The organism is Proteus myxofaciens ATCC 19692 (assembly GCF_001654855.1).
GTDB lineage: Bacteria > Pseudomonadota > Gammaproteobacteria > Enterobacterales > Enterobacteriaceae > Proteus > Proteus myxofaciens.
The window spans coordinates 1-23,529 of sequence record NZ_LXEN01000004.1 but is presented as its reverse complement, the minus strand read 5'-3'; the positions used below and the strand labels follow the sequence as shown (position 1 = coordinate 23,529).

Sequence of the window (23,529 nt, the reverse complement as noted above, 5' to 3'; positions counted from 1 at the left end):
AAAATAGCAGTAATGAAAAGACGTAAAATGAATGTATAAAAGCACTTTAATGTTATTGATTCTATAAAAATAGACTTTAATTTATGGGATAAATCAAAACTCTTTTTTTATAGAAAAATATGCTTTTAATAACAAAGAATAGAAATTATTTCTTATTAAAATGATTCAACTAAAATGGGTATTTCAAAATAAATTATAGATAAAAATATTATTCATTTAATTTCTAATGAAACTAAATTCACTATTAATTAAGAGTGTTAAATAAAATAGAGAAAGAACAGAAAACTAAAAAACACTATATATTAATAACTTACTGTTATTGTTTCAATTAATGTAACAAGGTAAGGAATTTTTTATACAAATTGTGTGCTAGCTCGAAGAATTAAAGATGAAGAAGCGTTTATGTGATAAATGCACTACATTAATTTCAGTTAACGCACTATTATTAATTTACAAGAATTATAGTATCTATATATAAGACATAAACTTAGTTTATTTTTTCTATGAATTAACATAATTATTTAAAATTATTATTTAACTTTTTTATTACACACAGCGAAAAGTTTATTGGCATTATTTTATGGCAAAAGGAAGGTTAAATAGTTTATATGAAAAATCCAAAAAAGAATCGATTTTTTGTTTATGGCGTTATTATTATCGTTGTGATCGTCGCAGGACTATTTTGGTGGAAATCTCAAGCAACCACGCTTCCTGATGGTTTTGCACAAAGTAATGGGAGAATAGAAGCAACTGAAATTGATATCTCTACCAAAAGTCCAGGACGAATTGACTCTATTTTAGCGCAAGAAGGGGATTTTGTTAAAGCAGGTGAAATTTTAGCAATAATGGATACTCGGACATTAAAAGAACAACTTCATGAAGTCCAAGCTCAATTAGAGCAAGCTAAAAGTAATGTTGTCACTGCTGAGTCTGCACTTTCGCAACGTGAAAGTGAGCGACTAGCCGCACAAGCCGTTGTTCGTCAACGAGTTGCTGAACTTGATGCCGCACAAAAAAGATTTAATCGTTCTCGTGCTTTAGTTAAAACAAATGCCATTTCTATTCAACAGCTTGATGACGATATTGCAAAAACAGAAGGAGCTCGAGCAACGGTTGAAGCAGCTAAAGCCCAAGTTACAGCCGCAGTTGCGGCTATTGATTCTGCAAAAGCAGGAATTATTCAGGCTAAAACGAAAGTCGATGCCGCAACTGCAACAGAAAGACGAATTCTTGCTGAATTAGATGATAGCGTATTAAAAGCTCCTCGTAGTGGTCGAGTACAGTATCGTGTCGCAGAATCTGGTGAAGTTTTAGGTGCTGGTGGACGAGTTCTTAATATGGTTGATTTAAGTGATGTTTATATGACTTTCTTTTTACCAACAGAAGCAGCAGGTAAAGCTGCTCTAGGTAGTGATGTTCATATTATTCTGGATGCTGCACCTAACCTTGTTATTCCAGCAAAAACAACTTATGTTGCAAGCGTTGCTCAATTCACACCAAAAACAGTTGAAACTGATAATGAACGTTTAAAACTTATGTTTCGTATTAGAGCTCGAATATCTCCTGAATTATTGGAAAAACACCTTGAATATGTAAAAACAGGCTTGCCAGGTCGTGCCTATATTCGACTTGATAACAAACAACCATGGCCTGAAGAACTTGAGGTGAAATTACCACAATGAAAATGATAAATGTCTCAACAGATTGTACTTCTATTATTAAGTTGGAACATGTCTCTTTATATTATGGTAATACTAAAGCACTTGATGATGTTACGTTAACTATACCCGCAGGTGAAATGGTGGGGTTAATAGGTCCTGATGGTGTGGGTAAATCGAGCCTGATCTCATTAGTTTCTGGTGCTAGAGAAATCCAAAAAGGAAGAGTTATTGTACTTAATGGAGATATGAAAGATATAGCCCACAGACGTGCTGTTTGTCCTCGTATTGCATATATGCCTCAAGGATTAGGTAAAAATCTTTACCACACATTGTCTGTTTTTGAAAATATCGATTTTTTTGGCCGACTTTTTGGACAATCAAAGCAAGAACGTACTGAGCGTATTAATGAATTACTCGAAAGTACAGGATTAACACCCTTTAGAGATAGACCCGCAGGTAAACTTTCTGGCGGTATGAAACAAAAATTAGGATTGTGCTGCGCACTTATTCATGATCCCGAATTGTTAATACTTGATGAACCTACAACAGGCGTTGATCCATTATCAAGAGCACAATTTTGGGATTTAATTAATCGTATTCGTAAACGCCAAAAAAATATGAGTGTGCTAGTTGCGACTGCTTATATGGAAGAAGCTGAACGTTTTGATTGGCTTGTAGCAATGGATGCAGGAAAAATATTAGCCACAGGGCACGCTAATGAATTAAAAGTACATACAAATACACAAGAATTAGAGGCTGCATTTATTGAGCTTTTACCTATAGATAAAAAGAAAAATCATCAAAAAGTCATTATTCCACCTAGAGATAAAAGTGACGACGATATTATTGCCATTGAAGCACAAGATTTAACCATGCGATTTGGTCAATTCGTCGCGGTTGATCATGTTAATTTTCGAATTCCTAAAGGCGAAATTTTTGGTTTTTTAGGCTCCAATGGTTGTGGTAAGTCAACCACAATGAAAATGTTAACTGGGCTTTTAGAAGCAAGTGAAGGTCAGGCTTGGTTATTTGGTCAAGAGGTCGATCCTAAAGATATTGAAACACGAAAGCGAGTGGGTTACATGTCACAGGCCTTTTCACTTTATAGTGAATTAACGGTACGCCAAAATCTTGAATTGCATGCAAAACTTTTTCATTTACCTGAGACTGAAATACCTCAACGTATTAAAGAGATGAGTGAGCGCTTTAATTTAACCGAAGTTCTAGAAATGATGCCAGATGGATTACCTTTAGGTATCCGTCAACGTTTATCTCTTGCTGTAGCGGTTATTCATCAACCTGAAATGCTCATACTTGATGAACCTACATCGGGTGTTGATCCTATTGCACGGGATATGTTTTGGAATTTAATGGTGGATTTATCAAGGCGTGACGGTGTCACTATCTTTATCTCAACACACTTTATGAATGAGGCTGCGCGTTGTGACAGAATGTCATTAATGCATGCAGGTAAAGTATTAGTCACCGATACACCTGAAAATTTAGTCAAAAAAAGTCAATTTGATACATTAGAAAAGGTCTTCATTGATTATTTAAAAAAAGCATCGGGAGAAAAAGAAAATACAGAAATTGAAGAAAATACACTAAAACTGCCTACGAATAGTCATGAAAATACGGAAAATTCGTTAAAGCAACGATTTAGCTTAAGGCGTCTTTTTAGCTATAGCATACGTGAAGGTATGGAATTACGACGTGATCCTGTACGATTAACGTTAGCATTATTGGGCACTGTTATATTAATGTTTATTATGGGTTATGGCATTAGTATGGACGTGGAAAATTTACGCTTTGCTGTTATGGACAGAGATCAAACAGGGCTTAGTCAAGCTTATAACCAAAATCTTTCTGGCTCACGCTATTTTATTGAAAAGGCGCCAATTACAGATTATGACCAACTTGAGCGTCGGCTTAGAAGTGGCGATATTACCGTTGCTATTGAAATTCCGCCTAATTTTGCACGTGATGTTGCAAAAGGACATACCGTAAAAATTGGTATTTGGGTTGATGGTGCAATGCCTAATAGAGCAGAAACAGTGCGTGGTTATATACAAGCAATGCATTTAACCTGGATGCTAGATATGGCAATGCGACAACCCACTAATATGGTAAATAAACTGTCGCCAATTGATATTGAAACACGCTATCGATATAACCCAGATGTAAAAAGTTTACCTGCAATCGTACCTGCTGTTATTCCTCTTTTATTGATGATGATCCCTGCAATGTTAACTGCATTGAGTGTTGTACGTGAAAAAGAACTCGGTTCAATTATTAATCTTTACGTAACGCCCGTGACTAAAGCAGAATTCTTATTAGGCAAACAACTCCCTTATATTTTATTAGGCATGTTTAACTTTTTTATGCTTTGTATATTATCCGTTTTTATTTTTGGTGTGAGTTTTAAGGGAAGTTTACTCACATTGACGCTAGGAGCATTGCTTTACATCACTATTGCAACGGGGATGGGTTTATTAATTTCATGTTTTATGAAAAGCCAAATTGCCGCTATTTTTGGTACATCAATTATGACATTGATACCAGCAACCCAGTTCTCTGGCATGATAGACCCCGTGTCATCACTTGAAGGTATTGGTAAATGGATTGGTTATGTTTATCCAACTTCGCATTTCTTAACTATTACAAGAGGAACTTTTTCTAAAGGGTTAAATCTCTTTGATTTACCTTGGTCGTTTCTTCCTTTGCTTATTACAATTCCTATCGTTATTGGTTTGAGCGTCTTTTTCTTAAAAAAGCAGGAGGCTTAAATGTGGCGAACAATCCAGAATATATTTAACCTAGGTGTAAAAGAATTACGTAGCCTTTCGCGTGATAAAGCAATGTTGGCACTGATTGTCTTTGCATTTACAGTATCAATTTATTCATCAGCAACTGTCACGCCAGGCTCACTCCATCACGCACCTATAGCTATTGCTGATCAAGATAAATCACAGCTTTCAATGCGTATAGTTAATAGCTTCTATATGCCTTACTTCTTACCGCCAGCAGATATAACACCTGAAGAAATAGATGGGTTATTAGATAGGGGTACATATACCTTTGCACTTGATATTCCACCTAATTTTCAGCGAGATCTCTTAGCGGGTCGAAAACCTGAAATTCAACTAAATATTGATGCAACAAGAATGAGCCAAGCTTTTTTAGGTAACAGTTATATTCAAAACATTGTAATGGGCGAGGCTAAAACCTTTTTGGCGAAAAATAGAGACAATGATCCACTTCCTGTAGACTTAGAAGTCAGAATGAGTTTTAACCCGAACTTAACCCAGTCTTGGTTTGGATCTGTTATGGCGATTATTAATAACATCACCATGTTATCAATAGTATTAACGGGTGCTGCATTAATTCGAGAGCGAGAGCACGGCACAATAGAGCACCTCTTAGTTATGCCTGTCACTCCATTTGAAATAATGCTCTCTAAAATATGGTCAATGGGTCTAGTTGTACTATTAGCTTCTGCGATGTCTATCTTACTCGTTGTAAAAGCGCTTCTTCATGTACCCATTGAAGGCTCTATTTTACTTTTTATGTGTGGTGTTGCTTTGAGCTTATTTGCGACAACTTCAATAGGTATTTTTCTAGGTACTATGGCGCGTTCGATGCCACAATTTGGTTTACTGATGATTATGGTCCTACTTCCATTGATTATGCTTTCAGGCGGTATGACATCAAGAGAAAGCATGCCTCAATTTGTACAAGATGCCATGCAAACAATGCCAACGACACATTTTGTCAGCTTAGCGCAAGCTATTCTCTATAGAGGCGCTGATTTTTCAATAGTTTGGCCTCAATTTATTATTTTATTTATTATTGGTTCTGTATTTTTTGCTTTTGCGTTACTACGTTTTAGAAAAACAATTTCAGCAATGGCATAAAATATTGAATAGATAAAATAACTATCTGATAAACGGTTAGTTTCTTTAATAAGCTTATTATTAGCTAATTCATAGCTCAAATAAGTCAGTAAAACAACACCTTCAGCTAATAAAGTGCATTGATAATGTTCTGAGGAAACGAAGCTAAAGTAGCTACTTTATTTGTAGTAATACCAGCAAGACAAAATTCAAAAAAATTCATAATGAAGCTAATTTTCTAACAAAAAGGGCTTTTTTCGACATTTTACTTGTTGTAATTGTATTTACAGTATAACAAGTTGTTTAAAAAGACTATTCATATTATCTTCTCTTATCATCTTAATTTTAAATTAGGAATCATGACGTTAATAACATAGTGTGTTAACAGTTTAACGAGTCATCAATTAGGAGCGAAACGATGAAAAGTTTCTATTTAAGGACTAAGTGGGTTTTCTGTTTTTTAGGAATGCTTAGTATATCACTACTGTTAATGGTGAAATCGATGGCAAATTCAAATGACGATCAACTAATTAAGCTTGCTGAACAAGGGGCATTATCTGAGCTAAAGCAACAGATAGCACAAGGTGCATCTATTGAGCAGCGAGATCGAAATCTAAGAACGCCTCTTATGGCAGCAACCCATGCTAATCAAATAGAGGTTGCAAAATATCTGATTGAGCAAGGCGCTGATGTGAATGCTCGAGATGCAATACAGGATTCACCTTATCTTTATGCAGGAGCTAGAGGATTAAATGAAATCCTCGAAATGACGTTATCGCATGGTGCAGATCTTAAAAGTGTTAATCGCTATGGTGGAACGGCGCTTATTCCTGCATCAGAGCGTGGTCATGTAAAAACAGTTAAAATACTGATTGATTCTGGTGTTGATGTTAATCATATCAATAAGTTAGGATGGACTGCATTAATTGAAGCGATAATTTTAGGCAATGGTAGTCAAACTTATGCTGATATCGTGACTTTATTAATTGAAGGTGGGGCTGATGTCAATTTAGCCGATGCCTCAGGAAATAGCCCATTAGCGTTAGCGAAAAACAAAGGGTATTCAAATATTAGTGATATTCTAAAACGTGCAGGAGCGAAATAATGTCAGATAACCAATTTATACAACAGGCCATTTCTCTCGCAATTGATAATGTAAAAACGGGAGGAAGACCTTTTGGTGCTGTTATTGTTAGCAATGGAAAAGTGATTGCCACAGGTGTTAACCAACTTGTTGAAGATAACGATCCCACAGCACATGCGGAGTTATTAGCATTGCGTCATGCAGGTAAAACATTAGGACGTGTTAAGCTAGATGATTGTATTGTTTATGCTAGTGGTCAGCCTTGTCCGATGTGTCTTGCAGCTATGCGTATGTCTGGGGTTAAGCGTATTGTATACGCATACTCAAATGATGATGCGCAGCCTTATGGATTATCAACAGCACAAATAGCAGAAGAACTCAGAAAAGAGCCTGAAAATCAAGAAGGACTGGAATATATTCAACTGAAACCTGATGAAGAAGATCAGTTATCACCTTATGAGTTTTGGTCACAACAGTCCTAAACTAATTAAATAATAAAGATTGTATAATTATTAACCCCAACGCTAAATATCTGCGATTGGGGTTTTTTCTTTGTATTTTAGTAAAAACTAAATAACGGATCCTACTTTAATGCTGTTTATCCTATATCATGTAACATCGCATTTAAGCTAAATGACAATACCGATAAATATATAAGACTTATAAATTAGCAAAATAGTTGTTTTTCAACAGGTGTAACATTTAATTGAGATTGCCAATTTTTCAGCGTTAATGTTGCAAGCATGGCCAAGCCTTCATAATAAGGAAATGCACTTTGCAAAGACATTTTTTCTAAATAACGGTAAGCCCAAGGTAATAAATGTTCAGCAAGTAACTCATTTAATTTTACAGGTCGAGTTTCAGCTATCCATGCAACCATCATAACGATAAGACCGAAATGATCTTCAGGTTCATTTTGCGTTAACGCAATATCAATACCATGTTCTAACATCCATTCACGCAAATCTAAGGTTGAATTACCAAATAGTACATTTTCATTATCAAGATATACAGAACCCCAAGGTGGAGCAGGAAGGGCGTATGGGCCGATAAATAAACGTTGATATGCCTGCGTTAGTGTTTCTTCATTCAATGAAGTTTGTGAAAGTAATGTTGCAATAGATTGTTTTTCATCATCGCTTCCATAAGGCCATTCAGCAACCCAATTTTTATGAGAAAGTAATTCGACAATGTCACTTTTTTCCGCAGGTGGATAATAAAAAGCCGCACCCAGAATACGTGCTGTAAGAGAGATATCATTAATAACGTGTTGTTCCATAATATTTTTATAATCCGCTTAACTTTATTTTAGTCACTATATGCGATTGAGTATTTAAACATAATGATTAAGATTAAAAAAAAGTACAACAGTAAAAGAATAAATTGTTTAACTATTTAAAATCAACCAGTTTTACTATTTAAACAGTTATTATTAAAACGATAATCTCATCTTAAACCCTATGCGCTTAGCCTTCTAAACCCAGATAAATTGGTTAGTAATCCTGTTTCTGAAATCAATACTTATTAGTTTAGCTATCTTCAAAAGCTATTCATTAATTAGTTATTTTTTCTAAAGAGAAATATCTTGTATTCGTAACTTAGATCACAAATACATCGCATTAAATCGCATTTTAATTGCTATCTTAATTTTGTTTTTATCTAATCTAATTAATAGCTAAACCGGTTTAGTTTATGTTTAACAACGCGGTTTATAAATATAAAAATGAAGTTATATCGAGGCCATTATGGATATTGAAAAAATTGCTCGCCAACTAGTTTCTTTACTAGGGGGTTCTGAAAACATAGCAAGCGCAGCCCATTGTGCAACGCGTTTACGACTTGTTTTAGTTGATGATACTAAAGCAGATAAAGATGCAATCAATAAGCTAGAAGGGGTAAAGGGTTGCTTTAGTAATGCAGGGCAAATTCAGATTATTTTTGGTACGGGTCTCGTTAATAAAGTCCATGCGGCTTTTATTGCTGTTGCTGGAATTAGTGAATCTAGTAAAAGTGAAGCGGCAAATATCGCAGCTAAAAAGCTAAATCCATTTCAAAGAATAGCTAGACTTCTTTCGAATATTTTTGTGCCTATTATTCCAGCAATCGTTGCTTCTGGCTTATTGATGGGTTTATTAGGCCTGATGAAAACTAATCAATGGGTTAGTCCTGACAATGCGCTTTATATTATGTTGGATATGTGTAGCTCAGCTGCATTTATTATTTTACCAATTTTAATTGGGTTTACAGCAGCAAAAGAATTTGGAGGCAATCCTTATCTTGGTGCAACCTTAGGCGGAATATTAACACATCCTGCTTTAACTAATGCATGGGGGGTTGCTGCTGGATTTAATACTATGGACTTCTTTGGATTAGAAGTTGCAATGATTGGTTACCAAGGAACCGTTTTTCCAGTATTACTTGCCGTTTGGTTTATGAGTATATTAGAAAAACAATTACGTAAAGTTGTACCTAATGCATTAGATCTCATAATTACGCCATTTTTAACAGTTATTATTTCTGGTTTTGTTGCATTGTTAGTGATTGGTCCTATTGGTCGCCTATTAGGGGATGGTATTTCATTTATTCTTAGTACCTTAATTACTGAAGCAGGATGGCTTGCTGGTTTAATCTTTGGTGGTCTTTATTCTGTTATTGTTATTACTGGTATTCACCATAGCTTCCATGCTGTTGAAGCAGGTTTGCTAGGAAATCCTAATATTGGTGTTAATTTCTTACTTCCTATTTGGGCTATGTCTAATATTGCTCAAGGGGGCGCTTGTTTAGCAGTTTGGTTCAAAACTCAAGATCCCAAAATTAAAGCTATAACCATACCTTCAGGTTTTTCGGCTATGTTAGGAATTACTGAGGCGGCTATTTTTGGTATTAATTTACGCTATGGTAAGCCATTTATTGCTGCACTAGTTGGTGGTGCTGCTGGCGGTGCTTGGGTTGTTGCATGTCACGTTTATATGACGGCAGTAGGATTAACTGCAATCCCTGGTATTGCTATTGTTCAAGCAGGTTCGATTTTAAATTATATCTTGGGTCTTATTATTGCCTTTATAACCGCATTTGTGGTTTCTTTAGTACTTAAATATAAAGTGGAGTCTGCATAAATGATTAAAGACAAAGGATTATCTTCGATTTTACATTCTGTTATGTCTAATAGCGCAACAGTAATACAAGATAGATATTACCCTCGTTGGCATTTAGCTCCTGTAGCAGGATTATTAAATGATCCCAATGGGTTCTCTTTTGATGGGGAATATTATCATCTATTTTATCAATGGAATCCTTTGTCTTGTGAGCATAAAAATAAGTGTTGGGGACATTGGCGCTCTAAAGATTTAATTCACTGGCATCATCAACCCATCGCTTTATTACCTGATGAAGTTTATGACAAAGATGGTTGTTATTCGGGTAGCGCAGTTATTTATAATGAAAAATTAACGTTATGCTATACCGGAAATGTGAAGTTTGAAAATGGAGACCGAACGGCTTGGCAATGTTTAGCGGTTGAAAATAAGCAAGGTAGTTTTGATAAATTAGGCCCTGTATTGGATTTACCTGAGGGGTATACCGGTCATGTACGTGATCCTAAAATTTGGCAATATAAAGCAAATTGGTACATGGTATTAGGTGCTCAAAATTTAAACAAACAAGGTAAAGTACTGCTTTATATATCGTCTGATCTTAATCAGTGGTGCTTAATTGGTGAATTAGCGGGTAGTTATATTGGTGGTTTAGATGATGCGGGGTATATGTGGGAATGTCCTGATCTCTTTGAACTGGAAAAACACTTTATATTATTGACGTGCCCACAAGGTATAAAAAAAGAAGAAGAACGTTTTTTAAATTCACATCCAAGTGCTTATTTAATTGGACAGTTTAGCTATGAAACATTGCAATTTCAGCATGGCCCATTGATAGAATTAGATGCCGGATTTGAGTTTTATGCACCTCAAACAACACTTGCTAATGGAAGAAGACTCTTATTTGGATGGATGGGAGTTCCTGATGGTGATGAAATGCATCAGCCAACTATCGTCAATGGTTGGATACATCAAATGACATGTCCACGTGAATTATCTATAAAGAAAGGCAAACTTTATCAACAACCAATAAAAGAATTAGAGCAATTAAGACAAAATCCACAATATTGGCAAGGTATAGCTGATCATATCGATAGCATTGATTATTTTAATGTTGAGCTAGCGATTGAGTTAGAAGTATCAACACTATTCTCTATTTATTTCTCTGATACTATGGAGCTTAGCATTAATAATCATCAAGCCATATTAAAACGCCGTAGTTTTAAAAATGGAGAATGGAAATATCGCTATTGGTCTCATAGTGTCAAGAAACTACAAATTTTAGTTGATAGCTCAAGTGTGGAGATCTTTTTTAATGAGGGTGAAGGTGTAATGAGTAGCCGCTTTTTCCCATCAGAAAAAATGACAATTACATTTTCTGGTAAAAATAATATATCACTAACAGCTTGGCAATTAAGTGATTCTATTGTCAACTAAACGTTGATTTAAACATTTTTAGTGTTGTAAAGAATAATAAAGTGAAAAAACATAAACGTATTACTATTACTGATATTGCAAAATTAGCGGGTGTTTCTAAAACAACAGCAAGCCTAGTTCTTAATGGCCGAGGAAAAGAAATGCGCGTTTCAGATGAGACGATAGCACGTATTTCAGGCATTGCTCGGCAATATCAATATCAGCCTAACATACATGCTCGTTCCTTAGGTATTAATCGTAGCTATGCATTAGGGCTCGTTATTCCTGATATTACTAACTATGGATTTGCATCAGTTGCCTATGAACTTGAAATATTATGTAGAGAAGCAGGTATCCAGCTACTTATTTCTTGTACTGATGAAAATGCGGCACAAGAAACACTAGCAATTGAGCATTTATTATCTCGTCAAATTGATGGTTTAGTTGTGGCTTCTTGCTTGCAATCAGATATTGAATATCAAGGTTTAAGTAAGCAAATACCGGTTATTTTATTTGACCGTTATTTTGAAAATACATCACTACCTTTTGTTACAACAGAGAGTGTTCAATCAACCGAAAAATTAATTTCGGATATTGCTTCAAAAAATAATGTAGACGAATTTTATTTTTTAGGTGGACAAACTACGCTATCTCCAACAAAAGATAGGCTATTAGGCTTTATTCAAGGACTTAAAAAAGCCAATATAGCACTAAAACCTGAGTGGATCATACATGGTCATTATCAACCTAGTTCAGGTTATGAAATGTTTGGTTCATTGTGTGCAGCATTAGGTCGACCGCCTAAATATATTTTTACTTCTGCTTGTGGCTTATTAGAAGGGGTTTTACGCTATTTAAGCCAGAATAAAATGATACAAAGTGAAATTTATCTAACTGGATTTGACGATCACTATCTTTATAACTCATTAGCGATATCTGTAGATACTATTGCTCAAAATAATCCTAATCTTGCATCACATTGTTTTCGTTTAATGATGAAATTGATAAACCAACAAGATTTAAACGATCACCAGATTTTTATTCCAGCAAATATTTGTTTACGTCATTAATCGATAAAAATTAATGTTTTTAATAGAAATATCTAGTTACTTTTCATCCTATATAACCACTGTTCAAAATCCAGATGTGTTTTTGTTTTTTGAACACCTAAAGGTGTTAATGCGTAATAACGCAATGGGGCAATACGAATATCTGGAAATAATACGATTAAATTTCCTTGGGATATATCATTAGATAAAATAGATATAGGGCCGATTCCAATACCAAGGCCTTCTAATACCGCTTGCAGCGAAATATGAAAATGATCAAACCGATAGTGCTTACAAAAGTTGTTACTCATATTAAGATTTGCGGCTGTTAGCCATTGTTGCCAATGCCCTGGGCGCGTTAATGTATCGATAACAGGGCAATGAAAAATATCATCTGTATTTGTGACATTGTAACGTTCTAATAGTTTATTTGAGGCTATTAAGCAGTGAATATCATCAAGAAAAGGAATTGCCGAATATTCTTGTTGCTGTGGCTCAGGACGAATAATTAAATCATCATGACTGATAAGATGGAAACGCTCGCTATTTGCAGAGGCTATTTGAATATTCGCATTAGGATATTCCTTATAAAAATCTTCCATTCGAGGAATAAGCCACTTCAAGCATAAAGTTGTGGGTACACTAATATTTAGAATGTCGTTTTTACCGCCATTGCCATAGCGAAAGCCAATATCATTCAATGCATCAAAAACATGGCTTAATTCTTTTGCAAGAGTTAATGCATAAGGTGTAGGAACTCGCCGTAAACCTTCCTTATTAAATAATGTCACCCCAAACCATTTTTCAATAACTTGGATATGCCGACTTATCGCTCCATGAGTGATACATAATGTTTGCGCTGCTTGTGTAAAACTTTGACTATGGCAAGCAACTAAGAAAGCACGCAGAGAAGATAATGGGGGTAGGTTTTTCATCATAAATTTCTTATTTGCTATGACTAAATTAACTGTTATTAAACTATATCGCTTTCTTATTAAAACTCACATTACTGTGACATTTTATCACAGGTAAAAATAAAGAAGATAGGTATGATTGTGGCTCTTTAACTTATTGAACTAAAAGGGCAATAATGAGTTTTATAGCTGTTATTTTATTAGCAATATTATCTGGAACCATCAGTGGTGTTGTGGGAACTGGTTCTTCTATTTTACTTATTCCAGCCTTAACCTACGTTTTCGGCGCTAAAGAAGCCGTTCCTATAATGGCACTTGCTTCAGTTATTGGCAATTTATCTCGTATTTACTTATGGCGACATTCTATTCAGTTTAAACCTTTAGCCTATTATCTTTCTTCAGCTGTTCCTGCTGTGATTTTAGGTGCAAATACATTATGGGTAATGTCTGAAAAATGGCTAAATATTGGTATGGGGGCCTTTTTTCTTTTTATGATCCCACTTATTCATCTATTACGTAATCAGCAAATTAACATGAAACCTTATCAAGTGATTATTGCAGGTGCCATTATCGGCTATTTAACAGGGGTTGTTTTTTCTACAGGACCGTTAACTATTCCAATATTTTCTGCGTATGGTCTTATATCAGGGCCATTACTAGCGACAGAGGCAGCCGCTTCATTTATTATTTACCTGACGAAAGTATTAACATTTGGCCAACTTGGTGCAGTTAATAGTTTTATTTTAATTAGTGGTGTTTTAGTTGGGGCTGGTTTAGTGATAGGTAATTACTTAGGTAAAAAATTAGTACTAAAACTAACACCAACTTTATTCCAGAGATTACTCGATTGTATGTTGCTTTTTGCTGGTGGTTCATTATTAGCCAATGGTTTTGGCTAAGCTATCCCAATAAATTTTTACTGAGGATCAACAATGACTGAATATGAAAAAATGGTATCAGGCCATCTCTATAACCCAAATAAAGAAGAAAAATTAAAAGAGATGAGGGCACAAGCCAGAGAAATTATTTATGATTATAATCTGACACGTCCTTCTGATGATCAAAAAAGGATTGAATACTTAAAACTTTTATTGGGGAAAACAGGAGCGAATGTTTATATTGAACCTCCATTCCATTGTGATTACGGAAAGTTAATTGAAGTAGGTGAAGATTTTTATGCTAATTTTAATTTAACGATTTTAGATTGTGCACCCGTCAAAATAGGCCATAACGTTATGTGCGCACCTAATGTTAGTATTTTAACTGCAACGCATCCTATTGATCCTGATATTCGTAATAGTGAGTTTGAATATGCACTCCCAATTACAATTGGTAATAATGTCTGGCTAGGCGCCAGCTGTATGATTTTACCTGGTGTCATTATCGGTGATAATTGTGTTATTGGTGCCGGGAGTGTAGTGACAAAATCAATTCCTGCAAATAGTGTAGCGGTAGGGAATCCTTGTCGCGTTATTCGCCAAATTAGTGAAAAAGATAAGCAAGACGCAAATAAATTAATGTTTGTCTGATTTCTTTATATTCACCTGCTCTGAAATTTATAACATGGGAGCAGGTGAACATCATCTATCTTTTATTTTGAGTAGAGTTTTTATGCGTTTTTAATAAAACTGAGATAGTTAAATAAAGATTTAAATCCAAATTTTCGATAAAGTTCTAAACCGTCTGCAGAAGCATCTAAGAAACAACGTTCAATTCCTTGTTCATTACAAAACTCCAATACATGTGTAATCAAATGACTTGCATAGCCATTACCTTGATAGGCGATATCGGTACCAATGTCATCAAATCGTGCTAAGTTTTCATGTAAAGTTAATGTTAATGAAGAAACGGGATTACCATTAACTAATAACGCATAATGAAGAATATTGGCATTGTTATCTAGCGCTTTTTGATGATAACGAATATATTCATTCACGATAGTTCCATCATCACCAACTGGAAAAGCAGTTCTTAGTGGATGAGCCCATTGTTTAAGATCATGATTAGTGAGAATAATATCACAAGGGTTATTTTGGTAAGTAGGATAAATAGTTTCTGATAAATTAAGATACATAGCTGTTGTCATACCATCGCCAGTGTAGCCTTCTTGTTTTATTATTGAATCAAATTCAGATAATAAAGATTCAGGAAGTACCAGAATATGTTCTTTTTTCTGTGAGATAAATAAAGTACTTGCTTGCTGGAATGAATTTTCAGTCGCACCTTGACGTAAATAGATAAAATTAAAAATGGGAGCATCCATTGGCGTCATAAAGCAATGGGTATGATCACCAATACGGATATTATTTTCGCAAATTTCTGACCAAAACGCTTTTTCTATAATTTTGAATTCTTTATATAATTGTGCATTCATAATAGTTCTCTAGATAAAACCTGATAATGATAGGCGTTGCTTTTTAATCATAAATGAGTTGCAAACAGTGAGGGGTACAATCGTATAATCGTGCGATAAACAGACAGTATCCAATATCCAAATTATCTATTTATAGGAGATATACATCTCTTAATATTACCTGAAGCTTTAAACATAAATTATTTTCCGCTGTAGTTTACTGAATAGTAAGTCATTATTAATTCATTAAATTAGCATAAAACCGCATAAATATGTTGAACGATATATTTAAAATAATGCTATTAACCAATTTTGTAGATTATAGCTAAGACTTACCTACCAAAGAGAAAAGATCAAGTTATTCATAATAATAATGTTCTACTAAATTTATTTTTCAAATAAGTACAATAATGTAGATTATCACATATTCTAAAACGATAAATAACCTTTATTTTTCAGTAATATATCTTTAATTAAAATAGTAAACTTAGCTTAGTAAGAGTAATAACCTGTAACACATCTGAAGTAATAGTATATTATTTTTATAAATATTCATAATTAAGAATAAAAACCTATTGTGGGTGAGTAATAAGTTATTTAAATCCGATAATAAAGTAATTTTAGCACCATACTATTTCTTGATGTCAACACGGTCTTTTATTTTAAAATTAATCAGCAAATTGGTTTTAATTGCTATGTTTTTGCTAAAAATAAAGAATAAATAACTTATTTAGTTTTAGTATAAAGATTATTGTTTTACAAAATAAATTTAATGGATATGATAGTTCACATATTCAGCACATTTATTCTCTATAAAGGTTAGTTATGTTAGAAAGTATTGGTATTTCAAACATTTGGACATACCTCTTAGGCGTTATCTTTATCACACTAGTCCCTGGACCAAACTCGATTTTTGTTCTGACATCCAGTGCAAGACACGGCGTTAAAGGGGGATATAAAGCAGCGTTAGGTGTATTTACTGGAGATGCGTTGCTTATCTTTTTGGCTTTTCTAGGTGTAGCTTCTCTCGTTAAGACATCACCTATTTTCTTTGTGGTGATTAAATATGCTGGTGCTCTCTATTTAACATATTTAGGGCTAAAAACCTTATATCTAACATTTCATCCTAAAAAGGAAATTGTTGGTGAAGTGCCAGCGGAAATTGTTAGAGCAAAAGAGGGTTTATATGTTAAAGCACTATTCTTGAGTATGCTTAACCCTAAGATGATTATTTTTTATGTTTCGTTTTTTATTCAATTTATCGATCCTAAATACGAGAGTGCAGGTATTCCATTTTTTGTACTAGGTTCCATTTTAGAAATTTGCAGTATGATTTATTTATCAATACTTATTTTTGGCGGTGTCGCTATTACCAATAAGGTAAAACATAATAAACGATTAGCTTCACTTTCAAATAGCGTTATTGGTGGACTATTTTTACTCTTTGGTGCAAAGTTAGCACTTATAAGTTAAATAAAAAAAGAAGCTCATTATTGTATTTATGAGCTTCTTTTCTTTTATTTATTAGAATTTATTTTATAACAACTTCTAATATTGTATTATATGAATCACTTTTAATGACTCGATTAATTTTTAAGTCTGCCTTCTCAAGTAATACTTTAAATTCTTCTTCAGTTCTTTCTCCTGATTCAGTGAAAGCACCCACACAAAGTAAATCTATATATTTTGCCATATCCTCTTTATTTTTTACCATAATAATGGGTTCAATAATAAGCACTTTAGAATCAGGCTTCATTACTTGTCGGAAATTTTTTAATATCTTAAGAACATGTTTATCATCCCAATCATGCATAATATATTTTATTAAATAAATATCTGATTTAGGAAAGGAGCCAAATAAATCTCCTGGTATTAATTTCCAGCGACTATCATCACCTAATTGAGTTAATTTATTTCTACTGAGAACATGTTCTCTATCAAATAATTGTCCCGTTAATGTTGAATTTACTCTTAATACTTCTAAAAGTAATCCACCTAAACCACCTGCAATATCAGTAACAGTTTTATTTTTAGGAAAATCATAAGATTTAATAAAATAGTAGTTTTCTATTTTAGAGAATGAGCTCATGCCTATTTGAAAATCATGATCTTCTTTGACATTATCTTTCCAGTAATCATAAAAGCTAGTGCCGTAAAGCGCTTCAAAAATAGGATTTCCTTGCACTGCTTCTGTAATATTTCCCACCGGTCGCCATAATGTTTCATCAGTTAACATCAATACTGCATCACGTAGGCTATATTCGTGATCTGTTAATAAAAATTCGCCAGTTGGTGTAAGAGAGTAACTCAGGTTATCTTCTTCATGAAAAATATTTTCAGATGCTAACATTCTCAATATTCTATTTAACACAGCAGGAACTGAATTAGTTTCTTCTGCTAACTGGTAAACTGTTTTAGGTCCTTTTTTTAATAAATCAGCAATTTTTAATTTAGCACCGACTCTTAATGCACCAGAAACAGTGAAATACATTGATTTTCTCATTAAATCCAAAGCATTTTTTTCATTTTTTAATTCAACAATATTATCTGCAATCATATATAACCTCATATTTTATTTAAGGGGAACCACAGGTGAACGTTAAATTAAAATAAAGTATAGAGCATATTTTTATTTAAAAATAAAAATAATAAAAATACATTTTTAATTATTGTGTTAATAAGTATTTATATTCTAATTGTTATGCTAATTTATATTTTTCATTATAATATTAATTAATTAATTAAATATTGATTTCTATATATTATTATTACTAGTATAATTCCGAGTCGTAATAAAAAGTTGTTTATTATCTTTTAATGAAAATAGATAAATATTATAATAATATTTATTATTTACTTTATGAGTGACAATAGATGCAGAATTATCCAACTGAAATTACCTTTTTTGAGTCATTAATACCTTTAATCCTTTCGGGTAAGAAAGTTATCACAATCCGCGATAAAAGTGAGAATAACTATAAAGTAGGCTCAATAATTTCTCTTTTTGCAAATGAACACCGTACTTATTATGGAAAATTACAAATCCTGTCTGTACAACCCTTGCAATATAGTGAGATAGATGAGTTTCATGCACAACAGGAAGGGATGTGCTTATTGGATTTACAGCAGTTAATTAAGAAAATTTATCCCACAACTGAATCACTTTATTTGATAGAATTTCAGTTACTAGTATAGATTTAGTTCGCTCTTTGTTCTATTTTTACTGATTCTAACTAAAATAAATTTTTTATCATGTTGTTTTTATTAGTTTTATGGTTTTAGTTAATCAACTTATACAGTTCTATCATTTTTATATAATTTTTCTTAGATAAGAGCTATCTGTCTACATTGGGCGTTTTTATCGTGTTATATTTAATAATACGCTAGAGTAGTCCTATAAAAGGTTAGAAAATGAGTAAATTAAGAGTCGCTATCATCTTTGGTGGTAAATCCACAGAGCACCAAGTGTCATTGCAGTCAGCAAAAAATATTATTAACGAATTGGATCGAACTAAATTCGACCTTTGTTTAATTGGTATTAATGAACAAGGTCAGTGGCATGAGTATTCTGAAGCTGACTATCTATTAAATAGCGATAATCCTAAAACTATCTCATTAAGCAATCCTTATCGTGCAATTGCGATTATCCCTGGTAGTCATAAAGAACAATTTATTTCTCTTGAAGATGGTAAACCACTACCTCAAATTGATGTTGTTTTTCCTATTGTTCATGGTGCTTATGGGGAAGATGGTACATTACAAGGTGTACTGCATATGATTGATATGCCATATGTAGGGCCTAATATCATAAGTGCTGCCGCTTGTATGGATAAAGATATTACCAAACGCTTACTTAAAGAAGCAGAGCTTGCTGTTGCTCCTTTTGTTACTATCATGGCGCATGAAACAAATACCATTTCTTATAAAGAAATTAGCCATGAATTAGGACTTCCTTTATTTATTAAACCTGCTAATTTAGGTTCTTCTGTAGGTATTAGTAAAGTAAACAATGAAGAAGAATTTAAAGCGGCATTAAAAATAGCTTTTGAATATGATCTTAAAGTTATTGTTGAAAGTGCGATTGTAGGGCGTGAAATAGAGTGTGCCGTATTAGGGAATGAAGTTCCTGAAGCAAGCCCTTGTGGTGAAATCGTATTAAATGATGCTTTCTATGCTTATAACACAAAATATATCGATGATAATGGTGCAAAAGTTGTTGTACCTGCTCAAATGAGCGATGAAAATAGTACACATATCCGTAATGTTGCTTTAAAGGCTTATCGAGTTCTTAATTGTTTAGGTATGGCACGAGTTGATGTCTTTTTAACACAAGATGATCGTGTCATTATTAATGAAATTAACACATTACCTGGATTTACTAATATCAGCATGTACCCTAAATTATGGCAAAGTGCTGGGTTAGGCTATCAGTCATTAATTACGAAATTAATTGAACTAGCATTAGCGCACCATAAAAAAACAGCTTTGTTAAAAACAAAATGTGAAATTTAATTATTTTTGAAAATAGTATGAAAGCCCATGCTCTAATCGAGACTGGGCTTTTGTCTTGTAGGGTAGCATTAATGGCTGATGTGCAGTCTTTTTATTTCTTATCCGCATTTGTTATAGCAAGAATTTATCGATATATTCTGATATTGACAAAGGAGATATATATTAAACTTATTTTATAGTATTCATTCTTATTGAAAAAGATTGCCATCGTTATCTTTTGTACTTTTTCTAATACTCAAATCTTATTATGATTGGTCTGTATAGTTATAAATAGGCTATTTATTGGCTTTTTTTATCTGATTGATATTGAAAAAAATATCTATTCTATAAAGGCTACATTATTTATCTTTTGCACTAAGTGTGATCAATGTCTTATTTTTATGATTTTAGTAAAGGATTGTTGAGTGAAAAAAATAATTTTATTAATTTCTTTATTTGGTGGTATTTTATTCTGGTCTATTCACTTGCAAGCAGATAATTTCAATTGCAGAAATGCCTCATCACAGTTAGAAATAAATCAATGTTCAGATCAAGAATTTAAAGAAAAAGATAAAGAATTAACAAAGCTATATAGGTATTATTACATAAAATTAGATAGTTCACGAAAATCACAATTACAAAAATCACAGCATGCTTGGAAAATATTTCGTGATCTTTCATGTCAATATGAAGCTAATTATTATGAAGGTGGAAGTTTAGCTTCTATGATTTATAGCAACTGTTTAAAAGATAAAACAAAAGCGCGTATTAACGATCTCAAAAATTACATTGCACTATATTAAATATTTTAACTCATCAAATAATGATGTCTTTTTACTTCAAATACAAATTATTAAAATATCTTTAATAATATTCCTCTCTTTATCTCAGTATCCTCTTGTATCCTTTCGTGTTACTTGGTATTAATCTCTTGCTAGGATATTTCTTAAGCAATAGCATATAAATAATTTTATTTTTATGAAAATCTCTTTACTAGAGGGATGTATGAAGCAAATTATTACGGGCTTGTTGATAGCCTCAATCTCATTTTTTACTATTTCGTGCTTACAAGAGGATACAAATAAAGTAAGAGTTGCTATTAATACTGGCCCTGATGAGCTTATTTGGGATGAAATAATTCACGTTGCAAAAATGACGGAAGGATTAGATGTTGAGGTTGTAGCTTATAACAACTATATTCAACCTAATGAAGCATTGCAAAAAAAAGAAGTTGATGCTAATGCTTTTCAATCGATACCTTATCTCGAATTACAGATGCAAGAACATAATTATAAATTTAATATTGCAAGTAAGACATTTTTATTTCCTTTAGCGGCTTACTCTAAAAAAATAAGTGATATTAATGAATTAAAAGAAGGCGCTCTTATTGCTATTTCTAATGACGCAAATATAAGAGGTAGAGCACTTTTATTATTAGAAAAGGAAAATTTGATTACTTTAAAAGATGGTGTTGGATTTTTAGCTAGACCTAAAGATATTTTATACAATCCTAAATCTCTTCAATTTATTGAAGTTGACACACCACAGCTTGCTGATAAATTAAACGATCCATCAATTTCCATGGCGATCATTAATAACAATTTTTCATCCCAAGCAGGATTATTAGCGACGCGTGATGGTTTAATTTTAGAAAATAAAAATTCGCCTTATGCGAATGTTATTGTGACCAGAGTAGATAATATGAATGATGAAAAAATTCAAAAGCTTATATCTGTACTACATTCAAAATCAATTGAATTGAAAGTAAAAGAAGTCTACAAAGGTGATGCTATTAAAGCATGGTGAATGATTTTAATTAGAATAAAAACCTAAGAAATACAAAATAAATCAGAGTGAAATACTGAAAATAAATCATTTGTTAGTATAAACCTATAGTAGTGCTTATTTTTTCTATTTTTATATAACTGTGAGTTTTTCCTTGTTATAAAACATTATAACAACATGAATTTTTTTCAGTATGATAATCAATCCTCCATTAAACAGAAGAAATAAAAATGGCTGATGAACAATTGAAAAAACAATTTATTGGTGATCATAAATTATCACCGGAAACGCTAATGATGAGTTATGGTTATGATCCATTATTATCAGAAGGGTCTGTAAAACCACCTGTATTTTTAACGTCAACGTTTATATTTAAAAGTGCAGAAGAAGGAAAAGCCTTTTTTGATACGGTAAGTGGTAGAAAGCCACTCGCTAATGGGGAAAAAGCCGGCCTCGTCTATTCTAGATTTAATCAGCCAAATAGCGAAATCGTTGAAGATAGATTAGCCGTTTACGAAAATACGCAATCATGTGTACTTTTTTCATCAGGGATGTCTGCTATTACAACGACTTTAATGGCGCTAACTCAACCTGGCGATGTTATTTTACACTCACAACCACTTTATGGTGGAACAGAAACATTAATAGCGAAAACACTCGCTAAATTTGGTATACAAGCAACACCATTTACTGATGGGTTATCATTATCTCATATAAAAGCTCAAGCAGAAAATGCGAGTCAAAAAGGGCGTGTTTCAGTTATCTTTGCAGAAACTCCGGCTAATCCAACAAATTCATTAGTAGATATTTCTGCATTAAAAATAGTTGCTGATAAATTTGAACAAACCCAAGGTTATCGTCCAATTATTGTTTGCGATAATACCTTATTAGGACCTGTATATCAGCATCCAATTGAACATGGTGCTGATATTTCCGTTTACTCATTAACTAAATATGTTGGTGGCCATTCTGATCTCGTTGCTGGTGCAGCTATGGGGTCACGAGAGTTAATTAATCAACTTCGCTTATTAAGAGGCGCAATTGGTACTCAATTAGATCCTCATTCTTGCTGGATGTTAGGTCGCTCTTTAGAGACATTACAAATTCGCATGGAAAAAGCGAATCAAAATGCATTATTAGTTGCACAATATCTGCGTGAGCATGAAAAAGTAAAAGCGATACATTATCTTCCTTTTGCTGATCATAAATCGGCAGAAGGGCAAGTATTTGCGAAACAATGCACGGGTGCTGGTTCTACTTTCTCATTTGATATTATTGGTGGTGAAGAACAAGCATTTCGTTTCTTAAATGCAATGAAGATTTTCAAACTTGCAGTGAGTTTAGGTGGAACAGAATCATTAGCTTGTCATCCTGGTTCAACAACGCATTCTGGCGTTCCTATGGAAATTCGTCACAATATTGGTATTCAAGATACAACGATTCGTTTATCTATTGGTATTGAAAATCCTCATGATTTACTAGCGGATCTTAATCAGGCATTAGAGATGGTTTAATTTTATTTCTATGAGATAACTGTTTCAAATAAAAAGCATTAGGTAATCATCTTACTTGATGCTTTTGTTTTTAGTTCTGGTTAAAAATAAAATGATTAAATATTGATTTTATAAAAATCTTATATCAAAATACGCCAACTTTAATACCAGTAAATAAAAATCACCTATAAACATAGGATGTTACTGGATTCAATTTTAAACACTAAAGCAATAGAAATAATAATTTGTATTGTCTATCTTTAATAAGAGGAGGAAAAAAATGAAAAAACATAACTAT

The 23,529-nt window shown here is 33.1% G+C and carries 20 protein-coding genes; 16 read left to right on the top strand and 4 right to left on the bottom strand.

The genetic code is table 11. The features are described from left to right. Positions 1–608 precede the first annotated feature (608 nt). The 5 genes from M983_RS00355 (at position 609) to M983_RS00335 (ending at position 7,120) form a co-directional block, all read left to right on the top strand. Positions 609–1,682: an HlyD family secretion protein gene (locus tag M983_RS00355; protein ID WP_066745296.1), complete on the top strand. Its 1,074-nt coding sequence runs from the start codon at positions 609–611 to the stop codon at positions 1,680–1,682. Positions 1,683–1,684: 2 nt separating this feature from the next. Further along, entirely contained in the window at positions 1,685–4,447 is a 2,763-nt protein-coding gene (gene rbbA, locus M983_RS00350) for a ribosome-associated ATPase/putative transporter RbbA (RefSeq protein WP_157091900.1), read from the top strand. Beyond that, positions 4,448–5,575, top strand: coding sequence for an ABC transporter permease (locus M983_RS00345; protein ID WP_066745290.1), 1,128 nt, complete (start codon positions 4,448–4,450; stop codon positions 5,573–5,575). A 397-nt stretch (positions 5,576–5,972) separates the two neighbouring features. Beyond that, entirely contained in the window at positions 5,973–6,659 is a 687-nt protein-coding gene (locus tag M983_RS00340; protein WP_066745286.1) for an ankyrin repeat domain-containing protein, read from the top strand. Continuing rightward, on the top strand, positions 6,659–7,120 hold the full coding sequence (locus tag M983_RS00335; protein ID WP_066745282.1) for a nucleoside deaminase: 462 nt from the start codon (positions 6,659–6,661) through the stop codon (positions 7,118–7,120). The genes M983_RS00340 and M983_RS00335 overlap by 1 nt, the downstream gene beginning before the upstream one ends. Positions 7,121–7,305: 185 nt before the next feature. On the opposite strand, the gene dmsD is transcribed toward M983_RS00335, so the two are convergent. Next, complete coding sequence (gene dmsD / locus M983_RS00330) at positions 7,306–7,917, bottom strand: Tat proofreading chaperone DmsD (RefSeq protein ID WP_066745279.1); 612 nt, start codon at positions 7,915–7,917, stop codon at positions 7,306–7,308. A gap of 466 nt (positions 7,918–8,383) precedes the next feature. On the opposite strand from dmsD, the gene M983_RS00325 reads away from it, so the two are divergent. From M983_RS00325 to M983_RS00315, 3 genes are read left to right on the top strand one after another with little or no spacing between them, the layout of a single operon-like run. Beyond that, on the top strand, positions 8,384–9,754 hold the full coding sequence (locus M983_RS00325; RefSeq protein WP_066745276.1) for a sucrose-specific PTS transporter subunit IIBC: 1,371 nt from the start codon (positions 8,384–8,386) through the stop codon (positions 9,752–9,754). Further along, positions 9,755–11,167 carry a sucrose-6-phosphate hydrolase gene (locus tag M983_RS00320; protein ID WP_066745272.1) on the top strand — a complete coding sequence of 471 codons (1,413 nt, stop codon included), beginning with the start codon at positions 9,755–9,757 and terminating at the stop codon, positions 11,165–11,167. Between the two features lie 41 nt (positions 11,168–11,208). Further along, a complete protein-coding gene (locus M983_RS00315; protein WP_066745268.1) occupies positions 11,209–12,216 on the top strand; it encodes a substrate-binding domain-containing protein in 1,008 nt (335 codons plus the stop codon). A gap of 32 nt (positions 12,217–12,248) precedes the next feature. Here M983_RS00315 and M983_RS00310 read toward each other — a convergent pair whose 3' ends face one another. Next, complete coding sequence (locus M983_RS00310; RefSeq protein ID WP_066745265.1) at positions 12,249–13,130, bottom strand: LysR substrate-binding domain-containing protein; 882 nt, start codon at positions 13,128–13,130, stop codon at positions 12,249–12,251. Between the two features lie 155 nt (positions 13,131–13,285). On the opposite strand from M983_RS00310, the gene M983_RS00305 reads away from it, so the two are divergent. Together M983_RS00305 and M983_RS00300 are read left to right on the top strand one after the other, a co-directional pair. After that, on the top strand, positions 13,286–14,008 hold the full coding sequence (locus tag M983_RS00305) for a sulfite exporter TauE/SafE family protein (RefSeq protein WP_066745262.1): 723 nt from the start codon (positions 13,286–13,288) through the stop codon (positions 14,006–14,008). 33 nt (positions 14,009–14,041) lie between these two features. Beyond that, complete coding sequence (locus M983_RS00300) at positions 14,042–14,638, top strand: sugar O-acetyltransferase (protein ID WP_066745259.1); 597 nt, start codon at positions 14,042–14,044, stop codon at positions 14,636–14,638. A gap of 80 nt (positions 14,639–14,718) precedes the next feature. Here the strand turns inward: M983_RS00300 and M983_RS00295 are convergent, their stop codons facing one another. Then, complete coding sequence (locus M983_RS00295; RefSeq protein ID WP_066745256.1) at positions 14,719–15,483, bottom strand: GNAT family N-acetyltransferase; 765 nt, start codon at positions 15,481–15,483, stop codon at positions 14,719–14,721. Positions 15,484–16,287: 804 nt separating this feature from the next. Between M983_RS00295 and leuE the strand changes: the two genes are divergently transcribed. Further along, the gene (gene leuE / locus M983_RS00290) at positions 16,288–16,935 is read left to right on the top strand and encodes a leucine efflux protein LeuE (RefSeq protein WP_066745253.1); all 648 of its coding nucleotides are present in this window, start codon (positions 16,288–16,290) and stop codon (positions 16,933–16,935) included. Between the two features lie 58 nt (positions 16,936–16,993). Here leuE and M983_RS00285 read toward each other — a convergent pair whose 3' ends face one another. Further along, positions 16,994–18,019 carry a methyltransferase gene (locus M983_RS00285; protein WP_066745250.1) on the bottom strand — a complete coding sequence of 342 codons (1,026 nt, stop codon included), beginning with the start codon at positions 18,017–18,019 and terminating at the stop codon, positions 16,994–16,996. A gap of 317 nt (positions 18,020–18,336) precedes the next feature. Here M983_RS00285 and yqfB point away from each other — a divergent pair, with 317 nt between their 5' ends. The 5 genes from yqfB (at position 18,337) to M983_RS00260 (ending at position 23,252) form a co-directional block, all read left to right on the top strand. Further along, positions 18,337–18,657, top strand: a complete 321-nt coding sequence (gene yqfB / locus M983_RS00280) for a N(4)-acetylcytidine aminohydrolase (protein WP_066745238.1) — start codon at positions 18,337–18,339, stop codon at positions 18,655–18,657. Between the two features lie 216 nt (positions 18,658–18,873). Next, a complete protein-coding gene (gene ddlA / locus M983_RS00275; RefSeq protein ID WP_066745235.1) occupies positions 18,874–19,974 on the top strand; it encodes a D-alanine--D-alanine ligase in 1,101 nt (366 codons plus the stop codon). Positions 19,975–20,378: 404 nt separating this feature from the next. Further along, a complete protein-coding gene (locus tag M983_RS00270) occupies positions 20,379–20,756 on the top strand; it encodes a lysozyme inhibitor LprI family protein (RefSeq protein ID WP_066745232.1) in 378 nt (125 codons plus the stop codon). A gap of 202 nt (positions 20,757–20,958) precedes the next feature. Further along, entirely contained in the window at positions 20,959–21,759 is an 801-nt protein-coding gene (locus M983_RS00265) for a MetQ/NlpA family lipoprotein (protein WP_066745229.1), read from the top strand. Positions 21,760–21,968: 209 nt separating this feature from the next. Continuing rightward, positions 21,969–23,252 (top strand): cystathionine gamma-synthase family protein, encoded by a 1,284-nt coding sequence (locus tag M983_RS00260; protein WP_066745227.1) that lies wholly within the window; start codon positions 21,969–21,971, stop codon positions 23,250–23,252. Positions 23,253–23,529 lie beyond the last annotated feature (277 nt).

What these genes read in the sequence shown, in the direction of transcription:
- M983_RS00295 (WP_066745256.1), bottom strand. Translation starts at nt 15,483, where the DNA reads ATGAATGCACAATTATATAAAGAATTCAAAATTATAGAAAAAGCGTTT.
- rbbA (WP_157091900.1), top strand. Translation starts at nt 1,685, where the DNA reads ATGATAAATGTCTCAACAGATTGTACTTCTATTATTAAGTTGGAACAT.
- M983_RS00285 (WP_066745250.1), bottom strand. Translation starts at nt 18,019, where the DNA reads ATGATTGCAGATAATATTGTTGAATTAAAAAATGAAAAAAATGCTTTG.
- ddlA (WP_066745235.1), top strand. Translation starts at nt 18,874, where the DNA reads ATGAGTAAATTAAGAGTCGCTATCATCTTTGGTGGTAAATCCACAGAG.
- dmsD (WP_066745279.1), bottom strand. Translation starts at nt 7,917, where the DNA reads ATGGAACAACACGTTATTAATGATATCTCTCTTACAGCACGTATTCTG.
- M983_RS00320 (WP_066745272.1), top strand. Translation starts at nt 9,755, where the DNA reads ATGATTAAAGACAAAGGATTATCTTCGATTTTACATTCTGTTATGTCT.
- M983_RS00355 (WP_066745296.1), top strand. Translation starts at nt 609, where the DNA reads ATGAAAAATCCAAAAAAGAATCGATTTTTTGTTTATGGCGTTATTATT.
- M983_RS00310 (WP_066745265.1), bottom strand. Translation starts at nt 13,130, where the DNA reads ATGAAAAACCTACCCCCATTATCTTCTCTGCGTGCTTTCTTAGTTGCT.
- leuE (WP_066745253.1), top strand. Translation starts at nt 16,288, where the DNA reads ATGTTAGAAAGTATTGGTATTTCAAACATTTGGACATACCTCTTAGGC.
- M983_RS00335 (WP_066745282.1), top strand. Translation starts at nt 6,659, where the DNA reads ATGTCAGATAACCAATTTATACAACAGGCCATTTCTCTCGCAATTGAT.
- M983_RS00345 (WP_066745290.1), top strand. Translation starts at nt 4,448, where the DNA reads ATGTGGCGAACAATCCAGAATATATTTAACCTAGGTGTAAAAGAATTA.
- M983_RS00325 (WP_066745276.1), top strand. Translation starts at nt 8,384, where the DNA reads ATGGATATTGAAAAAATTGCTCGCCAACTAGTTTCTTTACTAGGGGGT.
- yqfB (WP_066745238.1), top strand. Translation starts at nt 18,337, where the DNA reads ATGCAGAATTATCCAACTGAAATTACCTTTTTTGAGTCATTAATACCT.
- M983_RS00300 (WP_066745259.1), top strand. Translation starts at nt 14,042, where the DNA reads ATGACTGAATATGAAAAAATGGTATCAGGCCATCTCTATAACCCAAAT.
- M983_RS00305 (WP_066745262.1), top strand. Translation starts at nt 13,286, where the DNA reads ATGAGTTTTATAGCTGTTATTTTATTAGCAATATTATCTGGAACCATC.
- M983_RS00260 (WP_066745227.1), top strand. Translation starts at nt 21,969, where the DNA reads ATGGCTGATGAACAATTGAAAAAACAATTTATTGGTGATCATAAATTA.
- M983_RS00265 (WP_066745229.1), top strand. Translation starts at nt 20,959, where the DNA reads ATGAAGCAAATTATTACGGGCTTGTTGATAGCCTCAATCTCATTTTTT.
- M983_RS00340 (WP_066745286.1), top strand. Translation starts at nt 5,973, where the DNA reads ATGAAAAGTTTCTATTTAAGGACTAAGTGGGTTTTCTGTTTTTTAGGA.